Origin of the sequence: Trichococcus sp. ES5 (assembly GCF_900067165.1) — a bacterium.
Lineage (GTDB): Bacteria > Bacillota > Bacilli > Lactobacillales > Aerococcaceae > Trichococcus > Trichococcus flocculiformis.
The window spans coordinates 1-23266 of the sequence record NZ_FJND01000021.1; the positions used below are offsets into that span (position 1 = coordinate 1).

Genomic DNA, 23266 nt, shown 5'->3' on the forward strand with positions numbered 1-23266 from the left:
GGTTTCAAATCCCGTGCCAATTGGACATTGGCGATTGTGTGTGACCTGATTCTCCGGGAATGGGGTTATGGATATACGCAAAAAGGCGTGGCGGACCTCCTTCACCGGCTAGGACTAAGCTGGACTCGTCCGACGTATACCCTCAAAAAAGCGGATTCCAAGAAACAACAGGTGTTTTTGGAAGAAACCTTCCCGAGCCTAAAAAAAAATTGCTGAATAGCGACATTGACCACCTCCTGTTCGAGGACGAAACCATGATCCGGGATTACCAAGCCATTGGCTGCACCTGATTTCTCCGCGGCCACCAGCGGAAAATCCCCACTTACGGACAACACAAAGGGGTGAAATTGATCGGCACCTTGGATTATGAAACCGGTCGGATCATTTGTACGGAAGAAGGGGCATACGACGCAGCGGCCTTCCTCCGTTTTTTGGAGCGGACGTTGCGGGAATACCCCACCGGAAAAATCGTGATGGTATTGGATAATGCCCGTATCCACCACGCCAAGCTGATCCAGCCTTTTCTTAAAGAAAACGCTGGGCACCTGGCACTCATCTTCCTCCCTCCCTACAGCCCTCAGTTGAACCTGATGGAAGGCGTATGGAAGTGGCTCAAGGAATCGGTCATCAACAATGTTTTTTTTGACCACGTCCAGAAAATCAAACAGGCGGTCCGCGGTTTCTTAGCCGATGTGAACGGGCGTCCCCTTGAAGTGATTGACCGACTGTGCGTGCGGATGTAAAGTATTTAATTCAACCTATATAGGATGAAAAGATCAGCAGAAGTGGGAACGAGAGATGGGGCAGCGTGCCTCTGGAATTTTTAAAGAGATGCACGTGTTTGATGAAATAGGATAATTATAGAAACTTTTAAAAATAAAGGGGAATTTGGTTCATGAAAACGCATAAAGAACAAAGTAGGATTCAAGTGATTGACTGGTTGCTTAGGATGATGAAAGGGATGATGATCGGGTCGGGGGCTATCCTTCCGGGAGTCAGCGGTGGCGCACTTGCAGCTGTTTTTGGCTTATACGAACCATTGATTGTCTTTCTCTCGGATATCACGAATGATTTTGTCAAACGGGTTATGTACTTCTTGCCGGTTGGGGTAGGGGGAATCTTGGGCGTCTTCGTACTGGCCTATCCCTTGGACTACGGGCTGCAGTATTATCCCGTCCATGTATTGTGGGCTTTCATAGGAGCCATTATCGGAACGCTTCCTTCGCTTTACCGGGAAGCGGGCAAGCATGGACGCACGCGTGGGCATATCATACTAGCGTTAACGGTTGCCATTGTCATGTTTTTCATTCTGTTCTGGTCCAATGAGAATCTCAATCTGCATGTGGGTCAAAATTTCTTCACCTGGTTACTAGCGGGTGCCATTTTTGCTTCTGGTTTCATTGTCCCTGGCTTGAGCCCCTCAAACTTTTTAATTTATCTGAATTTGTACCAGCCTCTGACAGAAGGCATTCGCCTGCTTGATTTTTCGATCTTGATTCCCGTGGCCATCGGAGCTGTTCTCTGCATTTTTCTTTTTGCCAAAGCGGTACGGTACTTACTGAACATTGCGTATGCGACAGTCTTCCATTTTGTGTTCGGCGTGGTGATTGCCTCCACCACCATCATTGCTCCCTCATTGGAACTATACAGCGGCTTCACCTTCCTTAATTATGCTGTCGTTCTCTTGCTCTTCTTTGCCGGCTTAGCACTTGGCTTGTGGATGGGGAAATTGGAAGACACTTATAAGTAATCCTTTGAGAGATTACCGGCTCTTCATATGAAAGCTATCTTGCTGAATAAATCCGAACGGAGCTGGGACAAAAGTCTTCGTATCTGAAATCTAAAAAAACTAAGACGCTAATCCTGTAGGGCAGGGTTAGCGTCTTAGTTTTTTTAGATGATCGCGTTCATAGCTTAGGAGTATCAGTGGAATATCTGCTGATTGGAGTGGCTGTTTTCCCCAGTATCACAACTGATACCTTTCCAGAAGATATCCCAGACTATTGCTTGTAATTCTTCATACCTTTGGCTATCTTCATAGACTAATTGAACGTCCAGGCCATCCAACAATGTGACAAAAGCTAGCGCACACTCTTTCGCTCTGATACGAAATGGTTGTTTTGCAAAGCGAGATACTAACGTTGCAGTCAATATCTCTATATATTTATAGATTTTTTGCATAACATCTTCATGCATCTCATCCGGTACAAGAAAAGAAATAGTCAGCATCAGTTTTGTGTTCGGATTCGTCAGAAAGCGTTCCTTATGTTCCGTTAAGAACTGATAAAGCTGCTGCTCAATCGATTCCTCTCCATGTTGCTGAAATTACTGCTGAATAAATTGTAGCTCGTCGTCTACCGCTTCTGTATAAACTTCTTCCATTGCTCGTAATTAAAAAAGGCAAGTAGATGTGTATACAAAGTAGATACTTTGGTGGTAAGATGAACTCAAAGAAAGGAGGATTTATGATGCTGCAATTACCTGTCAAACAATGGGGGAACAGTCACGCAATACGCTTGCCAAAAAGTGTATTGGAAGCACTGGAAGTAGAGAAAGATGATGAACTGAATGTAGAAATTGTCAATCATTCGATTGTGTTGACCAAAGCCGAAAAGGACCTGACTTTTCAAGAACTGTTCAAAGGGTACGACGGAGAAAAATTCACTTCAGAATTACAAAACCTTTCGCCAGTGGGGAATGAGAAATGGTAAAACAAGGAGATATTGTTAAAATTAATTTAGACCCAAAACAAGGGCACGAGCAGCAAGGATACAGACCGTATATCTGTTTGAGCTATCATGGGGTCAGTGACTATGCTAATGTGGCTGTATTCGCTCCCATTTCAAATACAGAACGCAATTATCCTTTGTATGTGCCATTAAGAGGCACAGAGTCTTCAGGAAAAGTTTTGCTGGATCAACTAGTAACAATCGATTACAACGCGAGGAAGTATAGCTATGTTGAAACCGTACCAGAAAAACTAATCGATGAATTGCTGATGAAAGTAAAAGTAATCTTTCAAAAAAACGAAAAAATTGTTTGATGAATCTCAATGCGTACCTCTCACACTTCCCGTAACCTAGGGTATACTCGAAAAACTTTTTGATTTGGTATTTTTTTCGACTATATCCAAAAAAAGCGCAACCGGCAGGAATATCCGCCGGTCGCGCTTTTTTGGATGATAAATAAATGACTATTATTGATGAATGACCGCATGGATCTCGATGCCGCTGTTGTCTTTGAAAATAAGGGTGTTGTCCGCTTCTTCAAACGAAACTTCTGCCTGAACCAGTCTGCTTTTCAGCGCTTCATAGGCAGTGTTGTCGGCAACTACCCAAGTGAAGTAGGCCAAACCGGGTTGGCTCTTTTCAGCGGCGGGTAACTGTTTTCCAGCCCACATATTCGAACCGATGTGATGGTGATAGTTTCCGGCGGCGAAGAATTTTGCTTGCCCGAAGAAGTCTGACTTCAATGAAATACCGAGTACGTTTTGGTAAAATTGTTGCGTTTCGACCAGATCGTGAACGGTCAAATGGACGTGTCCCATTATGGAGCCGGAAGGGATGCCATCATAAATTTTGACCATCGCGCCGATTACGCCATCAGCGTCCATCGCTTCGGTAACGCCTTCGATTTTGCCATCCGGACGGATATCCCAATCCGACATCTCTTTGTCGCGGTAGATTTCGATGCCATTGCCTTCTGGATCGTTTAAGTAAATCGCTTCGCTGTAGCCGTGGTCACTCGCTCCATCAATGGCATATTTTTTCGTCAACAAATGATAAAGGATGGATCCCAAATCTGCGCGAGTCGGTAAAAGAATCGCCAAGTGGAAAAGTCCGGTTGTCCGTTTGCGGTTGGAGGGGGCAGCGAGTTGGATCAGCTCCACTAAAGGCGTGTTGTCCGCAGCAACCCCCAACACAACCGAATTTTCCTTTTCTTCCATTAAATCCAAGCCAATTGCTTCCTGATAAAATTGCGTCATTTTCTTAAGATCATTGACTTTCAAGGCAACCTTGCCCAAATCCCAAAATGCTGTCATGTTCATTTTCCCCTTTATTATCGTTTTTATTTGAATTTTATTTTTTCCGGAATAATATCACAAATTTAATTAATACGAATTCGAAATACTTGATGGATTTACTATAATACCTAACTTACTTTTTGTCAACCGTTATTATTTAATTCTTTTATTTGAGCTGAATCACCTTCTAAAGAAAGCAAAATACAAGCTTATATTCCACCCGAAAGCCATAGAGCCGCGCCTTCCTATTTTCCTGCTTTTCCCTTATAATAGATGGACGAAGCAAAAGTGAAAGAGGGAAAAGGATGAGCTATCAAGCACTATATCGGGTTTGGCGCCCGCAGCGGTTCGGAGACATCGCAGGTCAGGAAGCGGTCACGCAGACGTTGAAGAATGCCTTAATACAGGGGAAAACGAGCCATGCTTACCTTTTTACCGGGCCGCGGGGAACGGGTAAGACGAGTGCAGCCAAGATTTTTGCGAAAGCCATCAACTGCCATCATCGCGTCGACGGGGAGCCGTGCAACGAATGCGAAACGTGCCGTGCCATCACCGAGGGACGCTTGAACGATGTCATCGAAATCGATGCCGCCAGCAACAACGGTGTGGAGGAAATCCGGGATATCCGCGACAAAGCGCGTTATGCCCCGACCCAAGCCGACTACAAAGTCTACATCATCGATGAGGTGCACATGCTCTCGACCGGTGCCTTCAACGCGCTTCTGAAGACGCTGGAGGAGCCGCCCGAAAATGTCATCTTCATTTTGGCGACGACGGAGCCGCACAAGATTCCGTTGACGATCATTTCCAGAACGCAACGGTTTGACTTCAAACGTATTTCCTATCAGGACATCATCAACCGGATGGCCTATATCCTGCAGGAGGAGAAGATCGTCTACGATGAGCAGGCGCTGCATATCATCGCGCGCTCCGCGAACGGCGGGATGCGGGATGCACTCAGCTTGCTCGATCAGATCATTTCTTACGGATCGGATGCGGTCACTTTCGAAAATGCGGTGAAAGTTTCCGGCAGTCTGACGGAAGAAATGATGATTTCCTTCTCAAGCGCGTTGCTGCATGAAGAGACGGAATCGGCACTGCAACTGCTGCAGGAAATTCTGAGTGCAGGCAAAGAGGCTGGCCGTTTCCTTGAGGAGATGATCCTGTTTGCGCGGGATGTGCTGGTCTACCAGCAAACAAACGGCAAGGCCTTTGCCGACAATACGCAACAATACAGTGAAGCTTTCCAGACTTTCTCGCAAGAGGCACCGGCAACGTTCCTCTACGAGATGATCGAGGCCTTCAACGAGACCCAAGGCGAGATGCGCTTCTCGATGCAACCGGATATCTATCTGGAAGTGTTGGCGGTGAAGCTGTCCCAATCGAAGGCGCATGCACCGGCAATGGCGGCAGCTCCGAGCGCACAAGCCGCGCCGAACGGAGAAGTTCAGCGGCTGGCGCACGAGTTGGAGCTCGTCAAAAAGGAACTCGCGAAGCTGCAGGAACTGATCGCCTCCGGGAATCTGACTGTTTCGCAGGAAGGTGCCAAAGCGGCGCCTGCCAAGAAAGAAACGGCTCGTCAGTCGAACACGTCTGCCGGATTCAAGCCCAACATGGGGCGGACGTACCAGATTTTGGGTGAGGCGACAAAGCAAGATCTTGCCCGTGTCCGTGATTTCTGGACGGATATCCTGGATGTTCTCTCGGTTACCCAGCGTGCTGTCCTGAAGCAAGCCAATCCGGTGGCAGCGAGTCCGACCAGTTTCATCCTGTCGTTCCAGTATGATATCCTTTGCCAAAAAGCGACGGAAGATGCGGAACTGCAGGCGGCTGTGGATGCAGCAACGCAGCGGATGCTGCAGCGTCCCGGCGAATTGGTGTGTTTGACGGAAGAGCAATGGACATCGGTGCGACGCAACTACATCCAGAACCGGAACGGCAGCCCTGCTGCCGAATCCAATGGCGAACTGAAACAAGCCGCTCCGAAGCAGGCTCCGGTACCATCGGCTGCTCCGAAACAGCCTGTTTCGGCAACTGGCGATAAAGATAAACCTGTCGATCTGGATTTGCCGCCGGAACCACCGATGCCGGAAATGGAAGATGGCTATCGTGGTGACTATCACCCCGGAAATTTCGCCGATGATTTTTCGGTTGAAACCGATCCAATCGTGATAGAGGAACAAAAGGAACAGGAAGTCGTCGATCAGGCGTTGAGCCTTTTCGGAGACGAAGTCGTAACGGTCGTCGAGGACTGACGGCGTTCGAAATAAATACAAGCTATGAAAAAAATAAAATACACACACAGAGAGGGAGTCATACAATGCGAGGCGGAATGGGAAATATGCAAGGCATGATGAAACAAATGCAAAAAATGCAAAAAGAATTGGAGCAGACGCAAGCACAACTGAACGTAACGGAGTTTGTCGGCGCGGCATCCAATGATCTGGTCAAAATCACGATGACAGGGGACAAAAAAGTCACTGATGTTGTCATCGCACCCGAAGTGGTCGACCCGGAAGATGTGGAAATGCTGCAGGATCTGATCCTGATGGCGACGAATGACGCATTAAGCAAGATTGATGAAGCAACGAAAGCGAAATTGGGCAAATTTGCCAATGCGATCCCAGGCTTCTAAGCCAGGCCGCAAGTAATAACCAAAATGAATGAGGGGAGCGAGGGTGAGACAAGTCGGGCAGTGTTGACTTTAGTCCCAGCCTCGTTTCTTTTGAGAGAAGAGAAGGGGATTTTTCGAGATGCAATATCCAGAACCCATAGCTAAATTAATCGAAAGTTTCATGAAATTGCCGGGCATCGGACAAAAAACGGCCGCCCGATTGGCTTTTTTCTGTCTGGACATGGATGAGGAGGCTGTGCTCGCGTTCGCGGACGCGCTGATTCGTTCAAAAAGGGATTTACACCAATGTACCATCTGCGGTAATATTACCGAAACAGATCCGTGCAATATCTGTTCGGACACGACGCGGGACGCGTCCATCATCCTGGTGGTCGAAAATCCCCGCGATGTCATGTCTATGGAGAAAATCCGTGAGTACCACGGTCGATACCATGTGTTGAACGGGGTGCTTTCGCCGATGGAGGGGACTGGACCTGAAGATCTGAACATCGCCAGCCTGATAAAACGGCTACAGGACGAAACAGTCAAGGAGATCATCATCGCGACAAATGCGACAGCCGAAGGGGAAGCGACGGCGATGTACCTTTCGCGCTTGATCAAACCGGCGGGCATCAAAGTGACGCGTCTTGCCTACGGACTGGCTGTCGGCAGCGATATCGAATATGCGGATGAGATGACGCTCTTTCGTGCCATCGATGGACGCCGAGAACTGTAACAAAGGCAGCAAAAACGGGGGGAACAAGGAAAAAGATGGCATTCCATTTAAACAGCGCAAGCAAGAAGCAGGGACACTTAAAGCAGCAATACGACGAAAAGTTGATTGATTTGATCCGCGACATCCATCAACATTACACGACCTTGGCCCAACTGCAACAGAATGCCTATGATTTGCCTGAAGAGTTGCGTATTTTTGAAAAGATTGCGGAAGCGAAATATCTGTTCCTGCTGCGGGAAGCCAAAGAACGCCAGCTCCAGGCAGACATTTCAGCACCGAAAAAAGCCAAGCAATTCCGGTGGCGCAAACGCACGAACCGCGCGGAAGATATTTTCCATTCGGAATAATGAAGAAACAGGCCCCTATGCGGTCTGTTTTTTTTTGTTCCATAGATAAATCGGTACAAGAGTAATTGCCAACCTCCATTAATGAAATATCCGCCACTGCATTTTCAGTCAAGAGAATTACGACCAAAAGACTTAAGGTCAATGGTATGTTACGAAGATTTGAACATTTAAAAAAACATACAACAATAATGTAAGCGTCACATTGATTTGGTAGCGCTTTTGATATAAAGTTATGTATATCAAATGTTAGTTTTGCAATATGATACTTTGTATCGAAATAGGCAATTATATTTTGTTTCATAAAAACAGGATACTTTCGTTTTGGAGGAAGGGTGTGAGCAGCCAATTAAGATGACCGTTGGGCTAATTAGGTTTCGTTATGTAACCGCTATTATTTGGGGAGTTTAGAGTTAGAAGAAATACAAAATTGGAGGTATCCATTTGGAAACTACAGTAAAAGAAGTTAAAGCAAGACAAGAGTCCCGTTACAGACGTGCAAAAACATGGCAGATTGGTGCATTTGCACTGAACAACACTGCAACAAACATATTTTTATATTTGATGTTGTTCGTATCCTATTACGCTACAGGAGTCGTTGGTTTGGGGACAGTCATTGTATCCACTCTGATTACGATGAGCCGTATGTGGGACGGAATCACTGATCCAATCATCGGGTTGTGGATCGATAAGACAGACGGAAAAATGGGTAAATTCAGGCCTTTCATGATTATGGGGTGGGTGGTAATGACGATCATTACCTTATTGATGTTCTTCACGACACACTTGGTTCCTGAAAATATGCGCCTAATTTACTTCATTATCCTCTATCTGGTCTATATCGTTGGCTATACGTTCCAAACGGCCTGCACAAAAGCTGGCCAAACGGTTTTGACAAATGATCCGGAACAGCGTCCTTTGTTTTCGACATTTGACATGTCCTATACGTCATTATTGTTTGCGGGTGCTGCAATGTATGTGTCGAATTACATGGTACCCAAACATGGCGGCTTCACAGAATCTTTCTTCCATGAATTTGTCATCACTGTAGTCATCGCTTCCGGTGTTATGACGGCAATTGCTGTAGCAGGTCTATGGGAACATGACAGAACTGAAAATTTTGGTACAGGTGGTGTACAAGAACCTATCAAGTTGAAAGATATGTTCAACATCATCAAAGGCAACCGCCCGTTACAGATGCTTATCGTAGCTGCATCAACTGATAAGTTGGCTTCAACTGTTTCTACAAATTCCATCGTAATGGTCATGCTGTTCGGTATTCTTATCGGTGATTACGGTGTCTTTGGTTCCATTTCAGCTATCACGATGATTCCCGTGTTGATCCTGATCCAAATCGGAACGCGCTATGCCCGTAAATTTGGTTCGAAAAAAGCACTCGTTGTATCTACTTGGATGTGTATCGCTCTCTACGCCGCAATGTTCCTGTTGCTTTGGCTGGGTGATCCGTCGCAAATCCGCATGACGGATATGAACGCTATGTCTATCGCATTCGTTACTTTGTACATTTTGGCGACAGGCGTGCGGAGTGTGTCAGGAGGAATCGTTATTCCGATGATTCCTGATATTACAGACTATGAATTATACAAGAATGATCGTTACGCTCCCGGTGTGATGGGGACAATCTTCTCCTTCGTTGATAAAATGATTTCTTCTCTTGGACAAACAATCATCGGCATACTATTGGCATACATCGGCTTCAAAGAAGTATTCCCTTCTGTGGATACGCCACCGAGCGAAGAGATCTTCTGGGTAACGATGTTCTTGTTTGTCGGTATGATGATCTTGGGTTGGGTAGCCTCTCTGATTGCGATGAAATTCTATGAATTGGATGACAAACGCATGGCGGAAATCCAAATGGAGTTGGCTGACCGCAGAGACGCAAAAAAAGCAGCCATTGAACAGTAATTGAATAGAATGCATACATGAAAGAGAATGTGGTTGCGGACAAAAATGTCCCGGCCGCATTCTTTTTTTTTGCATTTTAGTTAGGTACCTAATATAATGAAGGGAGATAGATAGGTACCTAACTATCTGGAGGAGGAACTTATTATGGAAGAACAAAATAAAGATGTCATCGGCAGTGCGATGAAGCTGATGCGTACGCTGCGGCGTAAAGAGAATCCCGCTAAGCACGAATCGCGCGGAGCGGGAAAGCTTTTGCGGATATTGCAGGAAAATAATGGAATGAGTTCGCGGGAATTGGCGGACCGGATGGGGATCCGTCCGGCTTCCTTGACGGAAATGCTGAACCGACTGGAGGCGGACGGGATTTTGACGCGGCAGCCGGACCCGGCCGATCAGCGCAGGAACCGGATTTTCATCCAAGAAAAGGGGGATGCTTTATTGAAGAAAATGAAGGCAGTACGCCAGATGGAACGGGAGCGCATCAATCATAGCTTGACGCTTGAGGAGCAAGAGCAATTCGTTGCGCTCTGCGAAAAACTGACAAAATCCTTGGAGGATTTCAGACACCAAGCAGGTGAGCAATGATGGGCGGGAACGGGTTCAAAGGCGGCCGTGGAGGCTTTCTGACGGAGGAGGAGAAACAGAACAGCCCCAAAATTACGTTGCGGCTACTGAAGCGTATGTTCAGCTACCTCGTCCCTTATTGGAAACAACTTATCGTATCAGTGTTGGCGATCATCATCTCGTCGGTATTCGGCGTTTTTCCGACGATCCTGACGGGCCGCATCATCGATGAAGGGCTATTGGAGCAGAATCTGCCCGTGCTGATCCGCCTGATCGGCCTTTCGTTCGGAGTGTTGATCCTCGCCAATCTGATCAGCGTACTGGAGAGCTATACCAATGTCTGGATGGCGGAAAATATCACCTTTGACATGCGCAACAAGATGTACAGCCATCTGCAGCGGATGTCGCACCGGTTCTTCACGACCAGCAAGCAGGGCGACATCATCACCCGCATGACCAGCGATATCGGCGGCGTGCAGAGCGTGCTGACGGGCACTTGGACGAACATCCTGCAGAATTTCGCGACGTTGACGGTTGCGCTCGTCACGATGTATACGAAAAGTCCTTTGCTGGCGACAATCGGCATTGTGGTGGTGCCGTTGTTCATCTTGCCGACGAAGCGCGTGGGCAAAAGGCGTTGGGAAATAATGCTTGAGTCACGGAAGCACAATGACGACATCAACCAGATCCTGAACGAGACGCTCAGTGTCAGCGGGCAATTGCTTTCGAAGCTTTTCGTCACGGAAGCCTACGAGTTCGAACGCTATCAGGAAGCCAACAAGCAGATGATCCGTTTGAACATCAAGGAAAGCATGGCTGGCAAATGGTTCCGGGTCGTGATCAACGTCTTCACGAACATCGGTCCGATGTTGATCTATCTGGTCGGGGGAATTCTCATTATTGAATACGGCAACACGGATCTGACAATCGGGGACATTACCGTCATGGTGGCGCTCCTGGGCAGGATGTACGGACCAGTCAATTCCTTGCTGAACATCCAGGTTGATATGATCCGCTCGATGGCACTTTTTGATCGCATCTTCGAGTATTTCGATCTGCCTGTGGAAATCGACAATGATCCGCAGGCGCTCCGGCCTGAGTCGTTTGCTGGCGAGTTGGCTTTTGAAGAGGTTTCCTTCCACTATGATCCGGACCAGTCGATATTGAACAACGTCAGTTTCGAGCTGAAGCCGGGATCATCCGTCGCCATCGTCGGGCCTTCGGGAGCGGGCAAGTCCACCATCATCAACCTGATTCCGCGCCTCTATGATGTGACGGGCGGAAGAATCCTGTTGGACGGCGTGGACATCCGCAAACTCGATCTGGCCTTTCTACGCCAGCACATCGGCGTGGTGACGCAGGACACGTATTTGTTCAACGGTACGATAAGAGAAAATCTGCTCTACGCCAAGTCCGATGCTACGCAGGCCGAAATCGAGCAAGCGTGCAGTGAAGCCAATATTCACGCGTTCATCAGTGGGCTGCCGAAAGGTTACGACACTGTAGTGGGTAACCGCGGCATGAAGCTTTCCGGCGGCGAAAAGCAGCGGCTTTCGATTGCGCGGATCATTCTTCGGAAACCGGGGCTGATCATCTTCGACGAAGCGACTTCCTCATTGGACTCCATCTCTGAGCACGCCATCCAGGAAGCGATCGAGCCGATCCTCGCCAAGAGCACGAGCCTGATCATCGCGCATCGTCTTTCGACGATCCTGTCGGCTGATGAAATCTTGGTGCTGGAGAGAGGCAAAATCGTTGAACGAGGCGACCACGAGACGCTCGTCAAAAAGGGCGGCATCTACACGATGCTGTACAATACGCAAATGAAGCAAACATAGGATTATCAAGAGGGGCGCCCATGTGGAATGGGGTTGTCCCTTTTTTTGTGGGGATTGGTGGATGTTCGCCGAAAACATGAATAAATCGAAAGAATTCATCTTTTGAGGTCGAAATGTGGTCGAAAACATGAATAAATCTCGGGTATTCATGTTTAGAGGCCGGAATGTAGTCGGAAACATGAATAAGCAACGGGTATTCATCTTTTCAGCTTGTCGGCACACGTAATCCAGGCGCACCCGGAGCCGGAAACAGTTTCATGGCTCTATTTTCAGAAAAAGGCAATCAAGACAATTAATTGTTGCAAAATTGACAAAGCTATATCGGTTTCATCTGTATAAAAAAACTTTCATTTAGCGTATAATGGAAGTATTAGAATCGTAGGAGTGTGCAAAGTGAGAGGGATTTTCATCACAATCGAAGGGCCGGATGGCTCAGGCAAGACAACCGCGTTGCAGCAAGTAGTACCGCGTCTGCAACAAGAGATGAACCGTAAAGTAGTAGCGACGAGAGAACCGGGTGGAAGCCCGATCGCGGAAAAGATCCGCTCGTTGATACTGGATCCTTCGCATACGGACATGGATTCTAGGACAGAAGCTTTGTTGTATGCGGCAAGCCGCCGCCAGCATCTGATCGAAAAGGTGTTGCCCGTTTTGGAAAGTGGAGACGTCATTTTTTGTGATCGTTTTGTCGATAGTTCCATCGCTTATCAAGGCTACGCAAGAGGCATCGGTCAAGAGGGTATCCGCGAAATCAACCAATTCGCAACAGAAGGCATCGAGCCGGATGTGACGTTGTACATCGATGTTCCGGCAGAAGTAGGCATTCAAAGGATCCATGCAAATCTGGATGAACGGGAATATAACCGTTTGGACCAGGAAAAGCTCGCTTTCCATGAAAAAGTCCGCGCTGGTTATCTGCAATTGGCGAAGGCTAATCCGGAACGGATAGTGGTCGTCGATGGGACGATGAGCCGTGAAGAGGTAGCGGAAGCTTGCTATCACATCATCAAAAACAGATATCCAAGCTATTTTTAGAGTAAAATCATTTGCCGAAACAAAAGTTGAACGGACCGTTCCGCTTTTCTCAGCATATAGGAGTTTATAAAATTTTTTCAACTCAAAAGTGCGTCACCGTAGGTGTTTCACAAGTTTGCAACATGTTTCATGCATTTAAAATAATGTCCAGCTTCACGGGTTAGCCCTTCGGAAATTAGATAAATCTGTCCTATTGCGCTCTTCGATGCTCAGGCGGACAGATTTCCTAAATTTCTTTCAGGGCTGAACGAACCCGTTCAGCTTTTCTTATATATTATAGAAAGAGGGGATTTGTTATGAAATTAATTATGGCTATCATTCAAGATAAAGACAGCGCTATCCTGTCCGACGAGTTGGTGGAAGCGAACGTCCGCGCGACGAAATTGCCTTCTACGGGCGGTTTTCTGCGCGCCGGCAACACCACCTTCATGATCGGTGTAGAGGACGAACGAGTCGATGAAGTATTGCGGATCATCAAAACCAACTGCGAAGCGCGCGAGCAATTTGTAGCGACCCCAGTCAGCATGGATGTGCCGTTGGACAACGCAATCGCCTACCCGATGGAAGTGCACGTAGGCGGAGCGACTGTGTTTGTTTTGCCGATAGATAGTTTTCACAGATTCTGATGACGAAGGAAAGGATGGATGGTGTGACACAGCTTTTGATGAGGCAACAACCGGAACTGCTCGAAAGGTTCCAACGGACGATTCGGGAAAAGCGGCTGGTTCACGCCTACTTGTTTGAAGGAGCGCGCGGAACCGGCAAAGAAGAATTGGCGCGTTGGATAGCCCAAACGCTCTTTTGCGACGAGTTGCAGGATGGTCAGCCATGCGGGCACTGCAATCATTGCCTACGGATTGCGGCAGGTGAATTTCCCGATGTGGCGGAAATCAGTCCGGATGGCAACACCATCAAAGTCAATCAAGTCCGTGAATTGAAGGCAGAGCTTTCCAAAAGCGGGATGGAAGGTAGCCGTAAGGTCTATCTGATTTATGACGCCGAAAAAATGACGGTCAGTGCTTCGAACAGTCTGCTTACGTTCTTGGAGGAACCGCAGAACGATACGTACCTGATTCTGATGACTACTGCAAAAGAGAACATCCTGCCGACCATCCGATCGCGCTGCCAAATCGTCCATTTTCGGGTCGTCAACAAGCAAGCGTTAGGGGAAACTTTGGAGGCGCAAGGCATACAGCCTGAAAATGCGGCGTTGTTGGCGGCCATCACCAATAACCAGGAAGCAGCTCTGTTGCTGAATCAGGAAGAGAGTTTCCATGAATCCAAGAAGCGGACGTGGGCTTGGTTCCAACTGATGACTTCTAAAAATCCCCAAGCATTTGTGTTTGTGCAGACCGACTTGATGGATGGTCTGAAGGATAAAAATGATGGCCACTTCTTTTTGGACTTGCTATTATTCTATTACCGTGATTTACTTTATACCAAGTACAGCAATAAGCAAGCTATCGTCAACAAAAATCACGGAACAGAGTACGAGCGCATTGCAGAAAAACTGCATCCTCAGGAAATCACCCGGCATATGGAAAATATCCTCAAAGGAAAAAAACATTTGGAAGCAAATGTCCAGCTCCAAGGGGTACTGGAAGAAATCGCACTCGGGAATAGCCTATAGATAAAGCTTCTGGAGGAGAAAGAAAATGAAAAACGTCATTGGTGTTCGTTTTATGCCTGTCGGGCCCATCTCTTATTATGAAGCAGGCCAGACAAAGTACAAAATGGACGAAAAATTAATCATAAATAATGGGAATGCTGTCGATATAGGTCAAGTCGTCATTGTTGATAAACAATGCAAAAATGATGAAAGTGGCATCCATGCACATAAACATATCATCCGCGTTGCGACCGAAAAGGACCTCGAGCAGGATGAAAAAAATCGCGCAGAGGCGAAAGAAGCCTTTGCCGTGTGCAAGACGAAAGTGAAGCAGCTGAAATTGGAGATGAAGCTGATCAAAGCGGAATACACTTTCGATCGCAGTCGTTTGACTTTCCATTTCAGTTCGGAAGGCCGGATTGATTTCCGGGAATTGGTCCGCGAGTTGGCGGCTGTTTTCCGCACGCGGATCGAATTGCATCAGATCGGTGTCCGCGATGAGGCCAAAATTCTAGGCGGAATCGGACCTTGCGGCAGAACTCTCTGCTGTTCGACGTTCTTGGGGGACTTTGTGCCGGTTTCGATCAAGATGGCGAAGGATCAGGGGTTGTCCTTGAATCCTGCCAAAATATCCGGTTTGTGCGGGCGTTTGATGTGCTGCCTGAACTATGAGAACGATACGTATGTCTCTCTCAGAAAAGCAATGCCTGATTATGGGCAGGAAGTAATGACGCCCGAGGGCAAGGGGAAAGTTGTGGAACTGAATGTGCTCAGCCAAGTCGTCAAAGTGCGGCTGTTCGAGCATAATAAAACGGTTGAGTTTGCCGGTTCAGAATTGTAAGGTTTAAGGATCTGCACGATAGGATTGAAAAATAAGTATGGAAAATGCGAGTGGATAAAATGGATAAACGTGCCTTGTATGACCAATTTCATCGGGTGGAAAGCCGTATTTCATCGATGGGAGCAGATGTTAAAGAGATTCAAGAGAAGATGGATGACCTGATAGAAGAGAATGCAAATCTTCAAATCGAGAACCAGCATCTGCGCGATCGGATCGATTTCCTTACGAAGGAAAAAGAAGATGCGCAGAAGCAAGAGCCAGAAATGTCGAAGTCCCGTCTGAATTTACAGAAGCTTTACGAGGACGGTTTTCATGTCTGCAATGTTTATTATGGTTCCCGTCGTCTGAATGATGAACCCTGTGTTTTCTGTATCGATGTCATCTACGGCGAAAGAGATCGGAAAAACTGAGAAGTGTCCCGCGTTGGGGGTACTGTCAATAAATGATGGATGAACAAATAGACAGAGGCGGGGACAGAAGTCCTGGCCTCTGTTTTGAGGAACAAGGTAAAGGGGTAGAGGAATGGAAAATGTATTAAAGGAAGGCGAACGGTTGGATGTGCTGAAGAGGGAAAACATCCAGATCATCCAAAGTTCAGCCGTGTTCTCTTTTTCGTTGGATGCGGTGCTGTTGGCTGATTTCGCGGAATTGCCGCGCGTGAAGCCGGCAAAGATAGTCGATCTCTGCGCCGGGAACGGGGCAGTCTCGTTCCTGTTGACGGGGAAAACCAAGAACCCGATTGTCGGGGTGGAACTGCAGGACCGGTTGGTGGACATGGCCCGTCGGACAGTCCAGCTGAATCAGTTGGAGGAGAAGGTTTCCTTTCTGCACGCAGATGTGAATGAGGTCACCCGCTTCATCAAACCGGATTCCGTCGATGTCATCACCTGCAATCCGCCCTATTTCAAGCTGAGCGAATCCAGTTTCACGAATGAATTGGATGCTTTTGCGATCGCGCGGCACGAAATCCATTTGACGCTGGACCAATTGATGAAACAGACGAGCCATCTGCTGAAAATGAAAGGCAAGGCTTATTTCGTCCATCGCCCGGATCGTCTAATGGAGATCCTGGAAACGATGCGCAACAACCGGATTGCGCCCAAGAAACTGCAGTTCATTTACCCGAAACAGAACAAGGAAGCGAACATGATCCTGATCGAGGGCATCAAGGACGGTAAAGAAGACGGTTTCCGTGTGCTGCCGCCGCTCGTTGTGTACAATGAAGAAGGGGAATACAGCCAGAAGGTAAAGGACGTCCTCTATGGCGAGCAGTGAGCACTACTTTTATGTGCTGCTCTGCGCAGATGACTCGTTCTATGCCGGCTACACGACGGACACGCTTCGGCGCGAACGGGAGCACAACAAAGGCATCGGCAGTAAATATACCAAGGCCCGCCGCCCTGTCCAAATGATCTACAAAGAAGTCTTCGGTTCCAGAACGGAAGCGACCAAAGCGGAGGCGGCGTTCAAGAAACTGAGCCGCAAGCAGAAAGAGAATTTTTTGAAGGTGCGCGCTATCGGTGTATTCAGCTCTGAATCGAACGGGTTTTAGCGGGTCGCCAGAGTCAACAAAATGAAACGAAATCAGAGGAGAAAAAAGATGCAACTGCAAAAAAGCTATGAACAGCATGCGTGCGGAACGCTTTATTTAGTGCCGACACCCATCGGCAATCTGGAGGATATGACCTTCCGTGCCATAAAGATACTGCGTGAAGTGGATCTGATAGCGGCGGAGGACACGCGTAATACGCGGAAACTGCTGACGCATTTCGAAGTGGATACACCCCAGATCAGCTTCCATGAACACAATACCCAGGAGCGCATTCCGCAATTGGTGGATAAGCTGCTTGGTGGACAATCGATCGCTCAAGTGAGCGATGCGGGAATGCCTTCGATCAGCGATCCGGGTCATGATTTGGTGCGCGCCTGCATCAACGCAAACGTGCCGGTTGTACCGTTGCCTGGAGCCAATGCCGGTGTGACCGCATTGATCGCTTCTGGATTGGCACCACAGCCCTTCTACTTTTTCGGCTTTTTGGAGCGCAAGAAGAAGGAGCAAGTGGCGCAGTTGGAGTCGTTGAAAAACAGGGAAGAGACGATGATTTTCTATGAGTCGCCTTATCGGTTGAAAGAATTGCTCAAAAATATCGCAACCGTCATGGGTGCGGAGCGCCAAGTCGTCATTTGCCGCGAATTGACGAAACGCTTTGAGGAGTTCATCCGGGGTTCGGCGGAGGAATTGGCTGGTTGGGCCGAAGAGACGGAAATCAGAGGGGAAATCTGCCTGATGATAGCTGGCAATGATAATCCGGAAATGCCAGTTGAACAGACATTCGATGACCTCAGCATTGCTGAATTGGTGGAAAAGCTGATGACAGAGCAGGGACTTTCTTCTAAAGATGCGATCAAAGAGACCGCAAAAATCAGGGATCTGAAGAAACAGGAAGTATATCAAGCTTTCCACGGCTTCTAAACAGGAGGGATGACCGTTGCTGTTCTATTTATTGAGTATATGCTCGTTCGGCGGGATCCTGATGCTCCGGTTGATGGGGAAAAGTCGACAATTCCAAAGCTACTTGCTGGTTGCGGCGGTGCTGTCCCTCTTTGCAGGAATGCTGCAAGGCAATGAATCGCCCCAAATAGTATGGATCCGTTACGCGGTGATGCTATTTCGCGTTTTGTTTGGCTTGATTTCACCGTTTGCTTTCCTGTTTTTTGGCCTGGCGCTTGTCTTCAATGGCGTGTTGCTGATCAATAAAGAAGGCTGGGCTAAGCGTTATGCGCTTCTGCTTGCGGTGGGAATCTTCATTTTGTTGATGGATCTGCTGTTCCTGCTGAACTATTTTGTGTTCCATCATTATCTGATTTGGCGCTTCATGCGCTTGATGAGCTACTTCATTATCTATTTCGGGGTAGTACTGATCTTATTTTTTGTCGCGACAACCTTTTACGGACTCATTCCGGTTTCCCTTGATAAAGATTTCATCATTGTTTTGGGCGCAGGATTGCTGCCGGATGGAAGAATCAGTCCTTTGTTGGAGAAACGCTTGGACAGAGCAATCCGGTTTTTTAGGAATCAGGCAGAGCATACGCAGAAGCGGCCCTGCCGGATGATTGTGAGCGGGGGGCAAGGTGTGGATGAACCCTTTTCCGAAGCGTATGCCATGAAACGCTATCTGATTGCGAAAGGTATCCCGGAAGAACTAATCATTGAGGAAGACAAGTCCGTTAATACGTATCAGAATTTGCTGTACTCGAAGGGCATCATGGATACGTACAAAGAAAAGTACAAGTGCCTCTTCATCACGAATAATTTTCATACTGTCCGCAGCAGTCTTTACGCTCACCGAGTGGGATTGGATACGGACGGTTTGGGTGCCTGGACGCCGTTTTATTTTCTGCCGTATGCGTTTTTGCGTGAATTCATCGCTGTTGTATTCATGCAGATAAAAGGACACACGCTGTTGCTGGCACTCGTGCTGGTGTTTGGATTGTGGCGGATCTATTTGTGAAATCATAAGTGCCGATTTGGGTGCAAAAAGCCGTATACCATGCGATATTTCGCAAGGTATACGGCTTTTTTATGTTCGCTCGTTTAAAGCAATCCTTCGGAAATCAATTGCTTCAAGCCATGATAGACGCCTTCGTCATCATTGGAAGGCGTTGCATAGTTTGCCACGCTCTTGGCTTTGGGCAACGCGTTGTCCATTGCGAAGGAGTAGGGTCTGCCGGAAAGCATGGAGATGTCATTTTCGCTGTCGCCAAAAACAGCCACTTCTTCATTGGAAAGGCCGAGTTTTTCCAATAAGGTATCCAAGGCTTTGCCTTTATTGATGCCTTTTTTGGTGATCTCAAGTTTCCTCTCGTCAGAAAAGACCAGCTCGTAATCGTCATGCAGACCTAAGTGAGGCAAGGATTGCGTCACAGCCTCCATAAAATGGGGGTCCTGGCTGATCGAAATTTTGTTGCAGGAAGTTGGTGCTTCCTTCAGATCAAGGATCAGTTTTTGTTCCGGATAGCCGTCGCGCATATCGCACAACCAACCGTACATGCCGCTGGCCCAAGGGTAATCATCGGGTAATCTCATTTCCCCGCGGATCCTCTTTTTCAGGTCATACAGTGAATCCGGCAAGTAGGTGTACAGGCCGGCATCTTGGGAGAATTGGATCTCAACATTGAATGTACGGAAGACAGATGTAACTTTTCGGATGTCCTCGGAATCCATTATCCCTAATCTTTCCCGGACTTTAGAGGTGCAATCATAAATGGAGCTGCCGTTTACGTCGATCAAGTAACCTTGATGGGAATCCATCTTCAGTTTCAGGGCATCCGGCATCAAACGCAAGTAACTTCTCCCGCTTGCCAATACCAGCGTGATGCCTTTTTGCTGGAGTGTCAGAAGGAGTTCTTGGGTTTTGGGGCTGATGTCATGGGCAGCAGTCAATAAGGTGCCGTCCATATCGCAAACGATTGCTTTGATGGGCATTATCTATCCACTTCCTTTTTTGTTGTCGAAAGAACCTGGCGTATCGTGTCAATGGAGCGGAGATTTGTGTGCTCGTCATGATAGATATAGGACAGGTAAATGATATCAACAATCGTGAGGTAAAGCAACCGAGCTGAAAGAGCCTCGGACTGAAAAATGGATTCTTCCGTTTCCACTACGATGCTGACGTCACTCAATTGATTCAAAATGCCTGGCGGATTCCCGGTCAGACAAATTATTTTCGCGTTGTTTTGGGCAGCCACTTCGGCCAGCCTGATTGTTTCGGCTGTCTTGCCCGAGTGTGAAAAAAGGAAGACGCAATCATTCTCCGTCAATTTGGAAGTGTGCATCAGTTGCATGTGATAATCTGAAACATAATTTACAGGGATAGCCGTCCGCAAGAATTTGTGATAGGCATCCAAAGCAGTGACGGCAGAGGCGCCCAGGCCAAAAAAGTGGAGTGCTTTTGAATGGATGATGATATCAAGCGCTTGTTGCAGAGTTTCGCCAGACAGTGTGCTCATAAGACTTTGCAGCAGGATCTGAGAGGAATGGATCACTTTTTTAGAAATATCCGTTGGCGTATCCGAAGGCTTGATATCCGTAAAAACTGCCAATTGACGGGTGCGCTCTTCAGCCGTACGGTAGTTTGAAGCAACACTGATTTTGAAATCCTGAAATCCTTTGAATCCGATTTTTTTTACGAATTTAAAAATTGTCGCTTCGGAAAATTTTGTTTCCTCGGAAAGGTTGGCTAATGTTTTGTTCACTATGTTCATGCCCAAACTCACAAAATAGTCGGCAATTTTTGTTTCGGTCGCTGAAAAACCCGGATAATGCGGCTTTAAGAGTTTTTGGATATAATTTTCTGCCATGATGAGCACCTCCTTTTTCTATAGAATAGCATAAATACAAAAATAAATAAATATTATTTTTTAAGCCTTTACAAAGTAAAAATTATTTACTATAATCAGAGTGTAAAGAAAGAAAACGATTACAGTCGAGGGTTTGAACTGAGCATCGGTATTTGAGGTTGGTAAGATGAGTCTTAATATTGTGTGGGTACTTCGATCCGGAATGGATTTGTTGGACATAAAGTCTTGCGAGTGGAGGAGCAAAAAAGGATGACTGAAAAAAACAAAATCGCAATCGTAAATTCAAGCAGCTTCGGGAAAATGTTTGACGCGCATCTGGCAAGGGTGGGAAAATTGGGACCGGTCGATCGTTTCGATTTCGACGGCGAGATACCGGGAAAGGAACTGGCGGAGGCTCTGCAAGGATACAACATCATCATCGCGAGTGTGACGCCATTCTTCACAAGGGAATTTTTCGAACATAAAGATGAGTTGAAGCTGATTGCGCGTCACGGAATCGGGTTCAACAATGTCGATCTGGAAGCTGCCAAAGAGCATGGAACCGTAGTGACGATCGTTCCGGCATTGATAGAGCGCGATGCTGTAGCCGAAAACAATGTCACCAACTTGCTGGCACTGATGCGGCGAACGATCGAGTCGGCAGCGGAAGTCAAGAAAGACCGCTGGGAAAACCGGGCTAAGTTCATCGGCAACGGTCTTTGCGGCAAAACGGTCGGCGTAATCGGTGTCGGTAATATCGGTAGCCGAGTAGTTGAAATTCTACATTATGGATTCAGATGTGAAGTGCTGGGAGTCGATCCGAACAAGACCGCGTTGGAAATCGACATTTTCGGCGGTAAGAAAGTCGAGTTGGATGAACTGCTGGAGCGGGCCGAGGTCATTTGCCTCTGTGCAAGCCTGAATGACACGAATTACCACCTTATTTCAAAAGAAACCATCGCGAAAATGAAGGACGGTATCTACATCTCCAACTCAGCTCGCGGGGCGCTTGTTGAAGAATCGGACATCATCGAAGCGATCGAGAGCGGAAAACTGCGCGGATACGCGACCGATGTTCTGGAGGTGGAGCCGGGCCGTAGTGACCATCCGTTCCTGGATTTTGCGAACATCATTGTGACACCGCATACATCTGCTTATACGATGGAATGCTTGGAGGGGATGGGCGACAAATGTGTTTCCGATTGTGAAGCCATCGTGGAAGGGAGGATGCCGCAACGAGCAGTGCAACCGATCAGTCCTTACATCACAAAATAAGGGAGTGGAACGAGAGATGAATACAGCAGTAAATGTCAAAGTCGGCCCGCAATTTTATAAATACGGGCAGGGTGCCATGGAAGTGATCCCGGACATACTGAATGAATACGGTGTGAAACGGGTGTTGTTGGTCCACGGAACGGTTTCATGGGAGAAGGCAAGACCGTATCTGGATTTTTTGGATGAGGAGTTTACAATCCAATACGAAAAATACAACGGGGAATGCAGCTACAATGAAGCAAACAGGTTGGCAAAGATAGTCGAAGAGGGGAACTTTGATTTCATCATCGGTGTCGGTGGAGGAAAGTTATGCGATTTAGTGTACTACGTTGGAGCGCTTGCGAAAAAACCTTTTGGGGTCGTTCCGACATTGGCGAGCAATTGTGCGCCATGGGCACCGTTATCTGTCATGTACAAAGACAACGGGCTTGCTGAAGGCAAAACAGAACATTACAAAAGACAAGCAGCCTTTCTGATCACTGATCCTGCGCTGGTTGTCGATGCCCCGATCAAATTCTTTATCGCCGGACTTGCCGATACCTTAGCGAAGTGGTACGAATCCGACATGATATTGGAACAGCCGCAGTTTGAAGCGAATAATTTTTTGATGCTTGCCCGGCATTCGGCAAGGATTTGCAAAGATGTCATTGCTGAAGACGGGTTAAAGGCAATCGAAGACATGCGTACTGGCGTTGCATCGGCAGAGTTTATCAAAGTATCTGAAATCATCTTCGGTGTTGCAGGTTTGGTCGGCGGATTCGGTGACAAATATGCCCGTAATACTGCCGCTCATGCCATCCATGATGCGATTTCGGCTTACTTGCCCGGAGTCCATGACTATTTGCATGGCGAAAAAGTGGCTTATGGCATTTTTTATCAATTGGCCTTGGAAGGGAAATGGCAAGTGATTGATGAGCTGATCCCGATGTACGAGAGCTTGCATCTACCAAAGTCTTTGACGGAAATGGGCGAGTACCCATTATCGGAAGAAGCGTTGGACAACATAGTGGCATTGATCAACAAAAAAGAAAAAGTGCATTTGCTGCCGATCCCGATCAATGAAACAATCTTGAAAAAAGCAATAATAGATTTAGAAAAATACATAAATATGGAGGTATAG

25 protein-coding genes and 1 pseudogene are annotated in these 23266 nt (G+C 47.3%); 22 read left to right on the forward strand and 4 right to left on the reverse strand.

The annotated features are described in order from the left end of the window. Together TES5_RS12615 and TES5_RS12620 are read left to right on the forward strand one after the other, a co-directional pair. A pseudogene (locus TES5_RS12615) lies at window positions 1-743 on the forward strand (IS630 family transposase); the annotation flags it as partial. 152 nt (window positions 744-895) lie between these two features. Further along, window positions 896-1750 carry a DUF368 domain-containing protein gene (locus TES5_RS12620; protein ID WP_068562345.1) on the forward strand — a complete coding sequence of 285 codons (855 nt, stop codon included), beginning with the start codon at window positions 896-898 and terminating at the stop codon, window positions 1748-1750. Window positions 1751-1923: 173 nt separating this feature from the next. Here TES5_RS12620 and TES5_RS12625 read toward each other — a convergent pair whose 3' ends face one another. After that, on the reverse strand, window positions 1924-2181 hold the full coding sequence (locus TES5_RS12625; RefSeq protein ID WP_157080413.1) for a hypothetical protein: 258 nt from the start codon (window positions 2179-2181) through the stop codon (window positions 1924-1926). A 287-nt stretch (window positions 2182-2468) separates the two neighbouring features. Here TES5_RS12625 and TES5_RS12630 point away from each other — a divergent pair, with 287 nt between their 5' ends. After that, entirely contained in the window at window positions 2469-2711 is a 243-nt protein-coding gene (locus TES5_RS12630; RefSeq protein ID WP_086988471.1) for an AbrB/MazE/SpoVT family DNA-binding domain-containing protein, read from the forward strand. Further along, entirely contained in the window at window positions 2705-3043 is a 339-nt protein-coding gene (locus TES5_RS12635; RefSeq protein ID WP_068562347.1) for a type II toxin-antitoxin system PemK/MazF family toxin, read from the forward strand. Before TES5_RS12630 ends, TES5_RS12635 begins: the two co-directional genes overlap by 7 nt. 153 nt (window positions 3044-3196) lie before the next feature. Here the strand turns inward: TES5_RS12635 and TES5_RS12640 are convergent, their stop codons facing one another. Next, window positions 3197-4042 carry a VOC family protein gene (locus TES5_RS12640; protein WP_306298096.1) on the reverse strand — a complete coding sequence of 282 codons (846 nt, stop codon included), beginning with the start codon at window positions 4040-4042 and terminating at the stop codon, window positions 3197-3199. 287 nt (window positions 4043-4329) lie between these two features. Here TES5_RS12640 and dnaX point away from each other — a divergent pair, with 287 nt between their 5' ends. The 16 genes from dnaX to TES5_RS12720 all read left to right on the forward strand — a co-directional run bounded on the left by dnaX (window position 4330) and on the right by TES5_RS12720 (window position 19043). Then, window positions 4330-6279: a DNA polymerase III subunit gamma/tau gene (dnaX, locus tag TES5_RS12645; RefSeq protein ID WP_068562349.1), complete on the forward strand. Its 1950-nt coding sequence runs from the start codon at window positions 4330-4332 to the stop codon at window positions 6277-6279. Between the two features lie 65 nt (window positions 6280-6344). Beyond that, a complete protein-coding gene (locus TES5_RS12650) occupies window positions 6345-6659 on the forward strand; it encodes a YbaB/EbfC family nucleoid-associated protein (RefSeq protein ID WP_068562350.1) in 315 nt (104 codons plus the stop codon). A 118-nt stretch (window positions 6660-6777) separates the two neighbouring features. Beyond that, window positions 6778-7374 carry a recombination mediator RecR gene (recR, locus tag TES5_RS12655; protein ID WP_068562351.1) on the forward strand — a complete coding sequence of 199 codons (597 nt, stop codon included), beginning with the start codon at window positions 6778-6780 and terminating at the stop codon, window positions 7372-7374. A 35-nt stretch (window positions 7375-7409) separates the two neighbouring features. Beyond that, entirely contained in the window at window positions 7410-7721 is a 312-nt protein-coding gene (locus TES5_RS12660; protein WP_068562352.1) for a YaaL family protein, read from the forward strand. Window positions 7722-8162: 441 nt separating this feature from the next. Further along, window positions 8163-9644, forward strand: coding sequence for an MFS transporter (locus TES5_RS12665; protein ID WP_068562353.1), 1482 nt, complete (start codon window positions 8163-8165; stop codon window positions 9642-9644). 144 nt (window positions 9645-9788) lie between these two features. Beyond that, complete coding sequence (locus tag TES5_RS12670) at window positions 9789-10229, forward strand: MarR family winged helix-turn-helix transcriptional regulator (RefSeq protein ID WP_068562354.1); 441 nt, start codon at window positions 9789-9791, stop codon at window positions 10227-10229. Next, on the forward strand, window positions 10226-12046 hold the full coding sequence (locus tag TES5_RS12675; RefSeq protein WP_143148252.1) for an ABC transporter ATP-binding protein: 1821 nt from the start codon (window positions 10226-10228) through the stop codon (window positions 12044-12046). Before TES5_RS12670 ends, TES5_RS12675 begins: the two co-directional genes overlap by 4 nt. A gap of 393 nt (window positions 12047-12439) precedes the next feature. Next, window positions 12440-13081, forward strand: a complete 642-nt coding sequence (gene tmk / locus TES5_RS12680) for a dTMP kinase (protein WP_068562356.1) — start codon at window positions 12440-12442, stop codon at window positions 13079-13081. A gap of 296 nt (window positions 13082-13377) precedes the next feature. Beyond that, the gene (locus TES5_RS12685; RefSeq protein ID WP_068562357.1) at window positions 13378-13707 is read left to right on the forward strand and encodes a cyclic-di-AMP receptor; all 330 of its coding nucleotides are present in this window, start codon (window positions 13378-13380) and stop codon (window positions 13705-13707) included. A gap of 14 nt (window positions 13708-13721) precedes the next feature. Continuing rightward, window positions 13722-14711, forward strand: coding sequence for a DNA polymerase III subunit delta' (holB, locus tag TES5_RS12690; protein WP_068562358.1), 990 nt, complete (start codon window positions 13722-13724; stop codon window positions 14709-14711). Window positions 14712-14736: 25 nt separating this feature from the next. Further along, on the forward strand, window positions 14737-15531 hold the full coding sequence (locus TES5_RS12695) for a PSP1 domain-containing protein (protein WP_068562359.1): 795 nt from the start codon (window positions 14737-14739) through the stop codon (window positions 15529-15531). A 59-nt stretch (window positions 15532-15590) separates the two neighbouring features. Then, window positions 15591-15941, forward strand: a complete 351-nt coding sequence (locus tag TES5_RS12700) for a DNA replication initiation control protein YabA (protein ID WP_068562380.1) — start codon at window positions 15591-15593, stop codon at window positions 15939-15941. Window positions 15942-16053: 112 nt separating this feature from the next. After that, window positions 16054-16806, forward strand: coding sequence for a tRNA1(Val) (adenine(37)-N6)-methyltransferase (locus tag TES5_RS12705; RefSeq protein ID WP_068562360.1), 753 nt, complete (start codon window positions 16054-16056; stop codon window positions 16804-16806). Next, on the forward strand, window positions 16793-17083 hold the full coding sequence (locus TES5_RS12710; protein ID WP_068562361.1) for a GIY-YIG nuclease family protein: 291 nt from the start codon (window positions 16793-16795) through the stop codon (window positions 17081-17083). Before TES5_RS12705 ends, TES5_RS12710 begins: the two co-directional genes overlap by 14 nt. A gap of 48 nt (window positions 17084-17131) precedes the next feature. Continuing rightward, entirely contained in the window at window positions 17132-18004 is an 873-nt protein-coding gene (gene rsmI, locus TES5_RS12715; protein WP_068562362.1) for a 16S rRNA (cytidine(1402)-2'-O)-methyltransferase, read from the forward strand. Window positions 18005-18020: 16 nt separating this feature from the next. After that, window positions 18021-19043: a YdcF family protein gene (locus tag TES5_RS12720; RefSeq protein ID WP_083546556.1), complete on the forward strand. Its 1023-nt coding sequence runs from the start codon at window positions 18021-18023 to the stop codon at window positions 19041-19043. Between the two features lie 83 nt (window positions 19044-19126). Here the strand turns inward: TES5_RS12720 and TES5_RS12725 are convergent, their stop codons facing one another. Both TES5_RS12725 and TES5_RS12730 read right to left on the reverse strand, forming a co-directional pair. Then, window positions 19127-20017, reverse strand: coding sequence for an HAD family hydrolase (locus TES5_RS12725; RefSeq protein ID WP_068562363.1), 891 nt, complete (start codon window positions 20015-20017; stop codon window positions 19127-19129). After that, window positions 20017-20892, reverse strand: coding sequence for a MurR/RpiR family transcriptional regulator (locus TES5_RS12730; RefSeq protein ID WP_068562364.1), 876 nt, complete (start codon window positions 20890-20892; stop codon window positions 20017-20019). Before TES5_RS12730 ends, TES5_RS12725 begins: the two co-directional genes overlap by 1 nt. Before the next feature lie 249 nt (window positions 20893-21141). Here TES5_RS12730 and TES5_RS12735 point away from each other — a divergent pair, with 249 nt between their 5' ends. Both TES5_RS12735 and TES5_RS12740 read left to right on the forward strand, forming a co-directional pair. After that, complete coding sequence (locus TES5_RS12735) at window positions 21142-22146, forward strand: D-isomer specific 2-hydroxyacid dehydrogenase family protein (protein ID WP_068562365.1); 1005 nt, start codon at window positions 21142-21144, stop codon at window positions 22144-22146. 16 nt (window positions 22147-22162) lie between these two features. Continuing rightward, window positions 22163-23266 (forward strand): iron-containing alcohol dehydrogenase family protein, encoded by a 1104-nt coding sequence (locus tag TES5_RS12740; protein WP_068562366.1) that lies wholly within the window; start codon window positions 22163-22165, stop codon window positions 23264-23266.

Bases quoted from the DNA above. Each gene is read 5' to 3' on its own strand.
- TES5_RS12620 (WP_068562345.1), top strand. From the start codon at position 896: ATGAAAACGCATAAAGAACAAAGTAGGATTCAAGTGATTGACTGGTTG.
- TES5_RS12625 (WP_157080413.1), bottom strand. From the start codon at position 2,181: ATGCAAAAAATCTATAAATATATAGAGATATTGACTGCAACGTTAGTA.
- TES5_RS12630 (WP_086988471.1), top strand. From the start codon at position 2,469: ATGCTGCAATTACCTGTCAAACAATGGGGGAACAGTCACGCAATACGC.
- TES5_RS12635 (WP_068562347.1), top strand. From the start codon at position 2,705: ATGGTAAAACAAGGAGATATTGTTAAAATTAATTTAGACCCAAAACAA.
- TES5_RS12640 (WP_306298096.1), bottom strand. From the start codon at position 4,042: ATGACAGCATTTTGGGATTTGGGCAAGGTTGCCTTGAAAGTCAATGAT.
- dnaX (WP_068562349.1), top strand. From the start codon at position 4,330: ATGAGCTATCAAGCACTATATCGGGTTTGGCGCCCGCAGCGGTTCGGA.
- TES5_RS12650 (WP_068562350.1), top strand. From the start codon at position 6,345: ATGCGAGGCGGAATGGGAAATATGCAAGGCATGATGAAACAAATGCAA.
- recR (WP_068562351.1), top strand. From the start codon at position 6,778: ATGCAATATCCAGAACCCATAGCTAAATTAATCGAAAGTTTCATGAAA.
- TES5_RS12660 (WP_068562352.1), top strand. From the start codon at position 7,410: ATGGCATTCCATTTAAACAGCGCAAGCAAGAAGCAGGGACACTTAAAG.
- TES5_RS12670 (WP_068562354.1), top strand. From the start codon at position 9,789: ATGGAAGAACAAAATAAAGATGTCATCGGCAGTGCGATGAAGCTGATG.
- TES5_RS12675 (WP_143148252.1), top strand. From the start codon at position 10,226: ATGATGGGCGGGAACGGGTTCAAAGGCGGCCGTGGAGGCTTTCTGACG.
- TES5_RS12685 (WP_068562357.1), top strand. From the start codon at position 13,378: ATGAAATTAATTATGGCTATCATTCAAGATAAAGACAGCGCTATCCTG.
- holB (WP_068562358.1), top strand. From the start codon at position 13,722: ATGGATGGTGTGACACAGCTTTTGATGAGGCAACAACCGGAACTGCTC.
- TES5_RS12695 (WP_068562359.1), top strand. From the start codon at position 14,737: ATGAAAAACGTCATTGGTGTTCGTTTTATGCCTGTCGGGCCCATCTCT.
- TES5_RS12700 (WP_068562380.1), top strand. From the start codon at position 15,591: ATGGATAAACGTGCCTTGTATGACCAATTTCATCGGGTGGAAAGCCGT.
- TES5_RS12705 (WP_068562360.1), top strand. From the start codon at position 16,054: ATGGAAAATGTATTAAAGGAAGGCGAACGGTTGGATGTGCTGAAGAGG.
- TES5_RS12710 (WP_068562361.1), top strand. From the start codon at position 16,793: ATGGCGAGCAGTGAGCACTACTTTTATGTGCTGCTCTGCGCAGATGAC.
- rsmI (WP_068562362.1), top strand. From the start codon at position 17,132: ATGCAACTGCAAAAAAGCTATGAACAGCATGCGTGCGGAACGCTTTAT.
- TES5_RS12725 (WP_068562363.1), bottom strand. From the start codon at position 20,017: ATGCCCATCAAAGCAATCGTTTGCGATATGGACGGCACCTTATTGACT.
- TES5_RS12730 (WP_068562364.1), bottom strand. From the start codon at position 20,892: ATGGCAGAAAATTATATCCAAAAACTCTTAAAGCCGCATTATCCGGGT.
- TES5_RS12735 (WP_068562365.1), top strand. From the start codon at position 21,142: ATGACTGAAAAAAACAAAATCGCAATCGTAAATTCAAGCAGCTTCGGG.
- TES5_RS12740 (WP_068562366.1), top strand. From the start codon at position 22,163: ATGAATACAGCAGTAAATGTCAAAGTCGGCCCGCAATTTTATAAATAC.